This window comes from Streptomyces sp. CNQ329 (assembly GCF_000482585.1).
The window spans coordinates 288896-296491 of the sequence record NZ_AXVU01000005.1; the positions used below are offsets into that span (position 1 = coordinate 288896).

Sequence of the window (7596 nt, forward strand, 5' to 3'; positions counted from 1 at the left end):
GCCCCGCCCGTACGGGCCCCCGCCGCGGGCCTCGCCTCCCCCGGCCCCGCCGCCGCGCCGCTCCCGGCGACGGCGGTCCCGGCCACGGCGGCGGCCCCGAGTCCCGCCATCCCGGCGAGGAACCGCTTCCGGCTCAACCCCCGTACGTGCACGTCCTGTTCCCGCACCCGCGCCTCCCGTGGGACTCCCTGCACCGGCCCGGCCGGGCCGCTCCCCGCACATTAACGGAGTACGTGCTCTAGTTATGGAATCCGCCGCCCGCCGGGACGCGGACGGCCCGGGACGCGGAGAGCCCGGGGACGCGGACGGACGGCCCCGGGCTCGCGGCCCGGAGTGCGCCGCCCGCCCGCGTCCCGCGCCGGCGCCCGCGCCCGTCGTGGAGGCGCGGCGAGGGGGTCACTTGCGGACGAGATCCAGTTGCAGGTAGTCCAGGTTGAAGTTCTGGTAGGCGTCCTCGTCCATGCGCACCACCAGCTCGTGGGCGCCCTTGGACAGGTGCAGCCGCTGCAGCGGCTGCCGCGTGAACGCCTCGTGGTGCGTGGTGTTGACGATGCCGACCGGGGCGGCGGCCGTGCCGTCCCATTCGAGCGTCACGGTTCCCGCGGGCGAGTAGGGGGAGGAGACCCGTCCCGAGACGTCGTAGACACCGGACTTGGGCACGGTCACGTCGTACTTCAGCCACTCGCCCGCGCGAATCCAGTTGACCGCGATGGCGCCCTCCAGATCGCAGATGTCGACGCCCTCGTCGGGACGGGCGACGGTGCAGCGGTTCGGGTCGAGGTCGTGGTAGCCGACGCCCTCGCCGCCGGGGGCGTAGTCCTCGGCCTGCACGCGGACGGTGCGGTGGCCGGGCTGCCGGTCGTAGCGGTCGAGGTCGCCGCCGTCGCGCCAGTAGTCGAGCGCCTCGACGTTGTCCGTCTGGATCATGCTCGCGGTGTAGTCCTCCACCACCGTCCGCCAGCCGAGGCGCTCGTCGCGCAGGGACGCCTCGTCGGTGTAGCCGACGGCCAGCCCTTTCCACATCGTGTTGATCCACACGCGGCTGTGCTCGCGGACCGCCGCCAGGCTCGCTGGCTGCACCTGGGCGTCGGCGGGGTCGTCGAAGACGATCTCGTACGCCACCGGCTGGCGCCCCGGGAACGTACCCACCGCGTCGGCGTTGCCGTCGTCGAGGATGTGCATGTAAAGGATCTCGGGATCCCGGGCCATGAACTCCGCGGCCTCCGCGACCGTCGGACTGCCCTTGAACAGGGCGTGGTCGACGGTCTCTGTTTGGCGCAGCACCTCGTACATCTGCTCGCGCACGGGCCACCCCTTGTCGAGGTTGACCATCGCGCGGCCCTTGACCGCGCCCATCGCCTCCTCGAAGGTCGGCACGGTGTGGTCGGTCAGCGGCGCCTGGGCGCCGCCGAGGCCCTGCTTGAGCCGGAGGGACTTGATCTGCGCGAGGGTCAGGTCCGCGACCTTGCCGGTGCCGTCGGTGGTGCGGTCCACGGTCTCGTCGTGCATGAGGACCAGGTGGCCGTCGCGCGTGGGGCGTACGTCGATCTCCACCACCTCGGCGCCGTCCGCGATCGCGTGCCGGATCCCGTCCAGCGAGTTCTCCGGGGCGTCCCGCCACTGCCCGCGGTGAGCCGCGATCATCAGCGGCGCGTCGGAGCCGTGGCGCAGGAGCCGGTCGTGGATCCGGTCGAGGTCGGTGGGCGGGGCCGCCGCGGCGGGGCCGGCGGCCAGCGGGGCGGCGACGGCAACGGCGATCGCCGCTGCGGCGGCGAGGACGGGTCGCATGGGTCTCTTCATCATGGCGACCAGTTTCGGCCCGGTGGGCGGCGACGGGGAGAACTCCACCGGCGATCTTTTTGAACAGTCGGTTCTCAGGCAGAGGTTCGGGGATGCGTCAAGCGGTCGGTACGGGGCTTTTGGGGCGTCGGGGCGGGGGGAACGGGGCGAGCGGGGCGGACCGGGGAGTGGGTGAGGGCGAGGCGGGCGGGGCGGAGGGGTGCGGGGGTTCGCGGCGGGGGACGGCGGCTCGCCGAGCGGACCGGGGGCGGAGGTACGCGGCAGGAGACGGCGGCTCGCCAAACAGACCGGGGCGCGAAAGTACGCGGCAGGAGACGGCGGCTCGCCAAACAGACCGGGGCGCGAAAGTACGCGCCGGGACGGGCGTTCGTGCGTGGGGCGGGCCCGTATCGGTGGGTTGCGTGTCGTGGGCGTCGTTGTTCGCGCCGAACCGGACGTCCCCTCACACCCACCCAAGGGTATGCGCCCGCAGTGACAGTGACCCCGGACCACCGGCGCCGACGGCTGGCCGGCGAGGTGCGTGGAGCGGGTCCGGGGGTACGCGCCGGGACGGGCGTTGGTGCGTGAGGTGGGCCGGTGCGCTGGGGTGCCCGTGTCGTGGTGGGGCCCGTCCGTGACAGGGGCGAACCCCGATGGCCGTCCCCACACCGGGGTCGACGGTCGTCCGTGAAGGAGGCGCGGGTCCGGGGGCGCGGCGAAGGGATAAGCCGTGTCGTGAGGGCTCCCCCCGGGCCACCCCACTCTTGCATTGTCGGGCCTGCGTCCGGCGTCAAGGGCGCCCCCTCCGCTTCGCTCCAGGGGCGTCGCTGCGCGATGGGGCTTCGCCCCACCCTTGACCCCGGACTCCGGCCCGTGACAGACCGGCAGCTAAGGGTGGCCCAGGGGGAGCGGGCACCCGTTGACTGGCGCTACGGATGCAGAGCCCGGACGACGGGGGCCGGAGCACCGGTGTCGGGCCCGCCCCGAGCGCGGGCGCCCCGGCAGACGAGGGCCGGACCACGGAGTTGGGCCCGCCCCGAGCGCGGGCGCCCCGGCAGACGAGGGCCGGGACACCGGCGCCGGGCCCGCTCCGGTCGCGGAAGCCCTCAGCGGGCGGGGGCGAAGCCCCGGAGCTGGGCCTGTCCGGGTCGCGGGTGGCCGGCGGACGGAGGGCCGGATGCCGGCTTCGGGGTGCCCCGGTCGCGGGCGCGCTGGCGGCCGGAGGCCAGGCGCCGGTGCCGGAAGGCCGAGGGCCGATGCCGGGTCCGCTTCTGTCGCTGGGATGCGGGGGCCGGGGCACCCGAGATGAGCCCGTCCCGGACGCCGATGCGCCCGGCAGCGGAGGGCGGTCGCCCTGTGCTGGGCAGGGGTTTCGCGTTGGGCGTCGGGTCTGCGGGGCGGGGGTGCGCGTGGGTGGGCAAAAGTCCGGGCGCGTGGGCGTTTCAGGTCGGTTGAGGGCGTGGGTTACCGCGAGTTCGTCCCGGTGAGGTGCGTTCAGGCCGCGGAATGAGGACTGGGGGTGGGTTTGTGCGTGCCGCGGGGCAAACTTCCATCACCGTGGGCGTTTTGAACCGATTTTGCAAGCTCATGGTGGCGAGTTCGTGCCGGTGGCCCGCATTCCGGGCTCCTGGGCGGCGACTCGCGCGGGACGTGCCCTCATTCAGCAGACGGTCTGTGGCGACTTTGCGCCGGAGCGCCTCGTCCGGGCCGCCTTAGCGGCGGCAGGTAAGGGGCGCGTTGGTGCGCCCGGTGGGGCGGAATATGGGCTTCATGGCCCGGATCGGGCCGGATTAGGGGGTGTCACCGCGAGTTATGACCGGATTACTCCGCTCGGGCATCCTGCACGCGGACCGCCACCTGACCGAGAGGCTCTCCGGGTGGTCGACTGTCACCTGGACTTCTCGGGTGTGGGCGACCCCTCCGCCTCGGGTTTCAGTCGGGAGGACGGCACGGGCCTCCCCGGGATCGATGATCCGGGTGTCGGCGTACACGTGAACGTACAGAGCCGCCGTCGGACACGGAGAGCCGCATGCTGGTGTCGCGGCCCTCGGGCTTGCCCTGATTCCGCGGCGGGTGGTGGTCTCAGGTCGCGCCGAGGCCGTTCAGGAAGGTGGCGGCGACAAGATCAGCGGCCTGCGGGGGTTCCAGGTCGGGGAACCGGTGGGCGACGGTGTCGACGAGTTCGTCCAGGATCGTCCGCGCCCAGGCCGCATCGACGCCGGCTCGCAGGTAACCCTCGTCCAGCGCGCGGCGGATGAAGGCGTCGAGGCGCGCACTCTGCTCCTCCCGGCGGGCCCGGGCCGCGGGGTCTTTCTGCATCATCAGGCGCATGTCGACCGGCCATTCGCGGCTGACGGGGATGATCCCCTCCAGGTAGCGGTGGAGGGCGACCGGCAGGGGGGACTCGACCAGGCGGGCTTCGTCCAGAACGCGTTCGGCGGAGTCGAGCTTGGCCTGGAAAACGGCGCTGAGCAGGGCTTCACGGTTTGCGAAGCGACGGTGGACGGTCGTCCGGTCCACCCCGGCGGCGCCGGCTATGGCCGCCATGGAGGCGCCCGGGTCCTCCGCCAGGAGTCGAGCTCCTGCATGGAGGACGGCAGCCAGGTTACGCGCGGCGTCAGCTCTCATGATGCCGCCATTCTACACGCGAGATTCACTTAGCTGACTAACATCCCGCCGTGAGATGCGACACCCGAGATTACTGCACCATTGACGTTGCAGTTAGGTTCATTTTGTCTACAGTGGAGTTGCTGTCCCGTTCGGGGCGGTGAAGCAGGCGACGAAACGAGGCACGCGTCATGGCACGGACCTGGCTGATCACGGGGGGCTCGCAGGGCCTGGGCAGGGCCCTGGTGCTCGCGGCCCTGGGGGCCGGCGACAACGTTGTGGTGACTTCCCGCAAGCCGGAGTCGCTGACTTCCCTGAGGGCCGAGCACCCGGACCGGCTGGAGGCGGTGGCGCTGGACGTCACCTCCGCGTTCCAGTCCCGGGGCGTGGTGGCCGCCGCGGTGGAGCGGTTCGGATCGGTTGACGTCGTCGTCAACAACGCCGGCTACGCCACCAGCGGCTCGATCGAGGACTTTCCCGAGGAGGAGTTCCGCGCGCAGGTCGATACCAACTTGTACAGCGTGGTCAACATGACCCGGGCGGTCCTTCCCGTCATGCGCCGCCAGCGGTCCGGGCACATCGTGCAGATCTCCTCAATCGGCGGACGTGTGGGTGGTACGCCGGGTCTGAGCGCCTACCAGACCGCGAAGTTCGCCGTCGAGGGGTTCTCCGAGGCATTGGCGAATGAGGTGGCACCGTTCGGTGTCAAGGTCACCATCGTCGAGCCGGGCGGCATCCGCACCGGCTGGGCCGGGGGTGCCGCGGAGCCTGCCGGTCCCGTGACCCCCGACTACGAGGAGACCGTGGGCCTGTGGCTGGCCCGGTTCGCGGACTACGCCGGCAAGGAGCCCGGTGACCCGGACCGCATGGCCCGCGCGATCATCGGCGCCGTGGACGCCGAGGACCCCCCGCGCCGGCTGCTGCTCGGCAGCGACGCCCTGGAGCTCGCGATCAGCGCGGAGGAGGGCCGCCTGGCCGAGGCCGGCAAATGGGCCGAGGTCAGCCGTTCCACGGACTACCCCACCACCTGACGGCACTGTGCGGGCGCGGCAGCGGGACGGACTGCCGGAGGACGAAGGGCCCGTCCCGCACGGCTCCCCGATTCACCCACGGCCCAGGGGCCCGCTCGAAGGCCATGGGGGAGCCCCGCCGTCGCAGTCCGGACGGGACCATTCGATCCACGCCCTGTAGCCCGGACGGTTCACCCGACCGAGCAGACCGATTGCACACGGCGCGAGCGTGGAAACCAGCCTCGTGCGACGAACAGCCGTCCCTCCGCCCCGGCGAGCAGCAACCCCTCAGCGAGTGGGGAACCACCCTGACCCGTAGCCGAGCCCTGAACGGCGGGTGGTGGCCAGGACCGCCGGCCCACCACCCCGCGCGACCGACCGAGGAGCAGAGATGAGTACCGACGACGTCTACGAGCAGGCGCTGGACACCGCAAGCGAACTCCTGGGACAGCGCCTGGAACTCCCGATGAGCCCCGGCGAACCGGCCTCCGGAGCCGACTTTCGCAAGGTCGCGACTGTGCACACGTTCAGGGACTCATGGACCCGTACCGCACTGTCGACGCACGACCGATCCCTGGTCTCCGTCGCCATCGCCGCGACGCTGGGCGCGTTCGAACCGCTGCGCGGGCAGCTGCGCATCGCGCTCAACAACGACGTCACTCATGACGAGATCGTCGACCTCTTCATCCACCTCGCCGTCTACGCAGGAGCGGCCCGCGCCTTCGAGACATACCAGGTCGCCTTGTCCGTCTTCGCCGAGAACGCTTCGTCCAAGCCCGTCTGATTCTCGGCATCCAGGCCTGTGCGGGCCCCGGGCCCGATGTCAGAGCGGGCGCATACCCTTGGGCGGGCGTGAGGGGACGTGGGGGTCTGGGCGAACAGCGGCGAACGTGACCTCCGCCGCGGTTCGTGCGTCTCGATGAGCAAAAGTCGAGCCACACGGGCGTTTCGAGGCTGTTTGACGGGTGAGCTACCGCGAGTTCGTCTCGGCGGCATTCACCGGGGCGGCCCCCGCCGCCGCCCCGGCCGACCCCTGGACCGGCGACGCGGATGGCCGGCCGGCATGACGCATTCACGTTCAGGAGCCGGCGAATACCTCCCGCAAGGGATCAGAATCGTTCTTCTCGGACGCGAACTCCTCCAGCCAATCCACGAACCGGGTGCAGGGCGTAGAACGAACCCGAGACGGTGGCCTGGGCGAACGGAATGAGCCGGTCGAGGTGACCTCGCGCCTCCTCCTCCCGCGTTTCCAGGCTCAGCCACTCCACCAGACCGGCGTCGGGTCGGCCGTACCGGTAGAACGCGAAACCGTCCGAGAAGTAGGCGTCTCCGAGCCCGTCGGAAAACTCCTAGAGCAAGTTCAGTTCGGAAACGGGCGAGTAGGCGTCGGTCATCTCATCTCCGGTGCGGAATCGAGAGGTTGCATGCGGGGCGCACGCTACCGCCCGGGGCTGACACCGAAGACCGCACTGCGCGTAGGCGAAAAGGCAGTCCTCGTGCTCGATCGAGGGTCCGGTCGGCCGGACATGGCAGGCTGCGGCCTGTGCCGTCCGTGCGGCCGGGATACGGCCGCACGGACGGTGGTGCTCTGAGTTCGACGGCCTTCGCGAAGGCCACGAAGCCGGCCCAGGCCGCGGGAGTCACCGAGAGCTGACCGCCCTCCGGGTCCTTCGCGTCACGGACATGGACAGCCTGCGGGGTAACGGCGACCTCGATGCAGTCGTCCCCATCGCCCGCTGCTGTAGCTGCTCTTGAACCACCCCGGTCCGATGGTGCTCATAGGTCTTCCTGCTCGATCACCGCCCAGTGCCTGGACCGCGACGCCAGCCCCGTCTCCTGCGTCAGCCCCGCCTCATCCCGGAGCACCTTCAACATCGCCCCGAAGGTCTTGAGAGGGCGGTTCGTGATCTGATGTCCGTTTCCTGGTGAGGTTGGGGCAGGGCTGGTGGTCGCGGGGCTTGGTCGGCTATTGCTTCCTGGCGAAGCTGCCCGTGTCGATCTCGGTGATGATGCCGAGCTTGACCAGGCGTTTCAGCTTGGCGCGGGTGCCCTCGATGTTCTTCGGCAGCAGTTCGTGATCGAGGGCTTCGCAGACATCCCGGGCCCGTAGCGGTCCGGTCGCACCGTTGAAGACGGCGAGGATGCGGGGGTAGTCCGGGTGCTCGGGCAGGTCTGGTGGGACGGCCGGGAGCCGGTCGGC

General features: G+C 71.2%; 4 protein-coding genes and 2 pseudogenes. 2 read left to right on the top strand and 4 right to left on the bottom strand.

What is annotated here, in order from left to right:
- Positions 1-396 precede the first annotated feature (396 nt).
- Together I003_RS0105240 and I003_RS0105245 are read right to left on the bottom strand one after the other, a co-directional pair.
- The gene (locus I003_RS0105240) at positions 397-1803 is read right to left on the bottom strand and encodes a glycerophosphodiester phosphodiesterase family protein (protein ID WP_027770548.1); all 1407 of its coding nucleotides are present in this window, start codon (positions 1801-1803) and stop codon (positions 397-399) included.
- A gap of 2058 nt (positions 1804-3861) precedes the next feature.
- Entirely contained in the window at positions 3862-4407 is a 546-nt protein-coding gene (locus I003_RS0105245) for a TetR family transcriptional regulator (protein ID WP_027770549.1), read from the bottom strand.
- 170 nt (positions 4408-4577) lie between these two features.
- Between I003_RS0105245 and I003_RS0105250 the strand changes: the two genes are divergently transcribed.
- Positions 4578-5417 carry an oxidoreductase gene (locus tag I003_RS0105250; RefSeq protein WP_027770550.1) on the top strand — a complete coding sequence of 280 codons (840 nt, stop codon included), beginning with the start codon at positions 4578-4580 and terminating at the stop codon, positions 5415-5417.
- Between the two features lie 370 nt (positions 5418-5787).
- Positions 5788-6180, top strand: a complete 393-nt coding sequence (locus I003_RS0105255; protein ID WP_027770551.1) for a carboxymuconolactone decarboxylase family protein — start codon at positions 5788-5790, stop codon at positions 6178-6180.
- An 806-nt stretch (positions 6181-6986) separates the two neighbouring features.
- On the opposite strand, the pseudogene I003_RS34510 reads toward I003_RS0105255, so the two are convergent.
- Positions 6987-7176: pseudogene (locus I003_RS34510) on the bottom strand (DUF397 domain-containing protein); the annotation flags it as partial.
- A 186-nt stretch (positions 7177-7362) separates the two neighbouring features.
- Positions 7363-7596: pseudogene (locus I003_RS0105265) on the bottom strand (hypothetical protein); the annotation flags it as partial.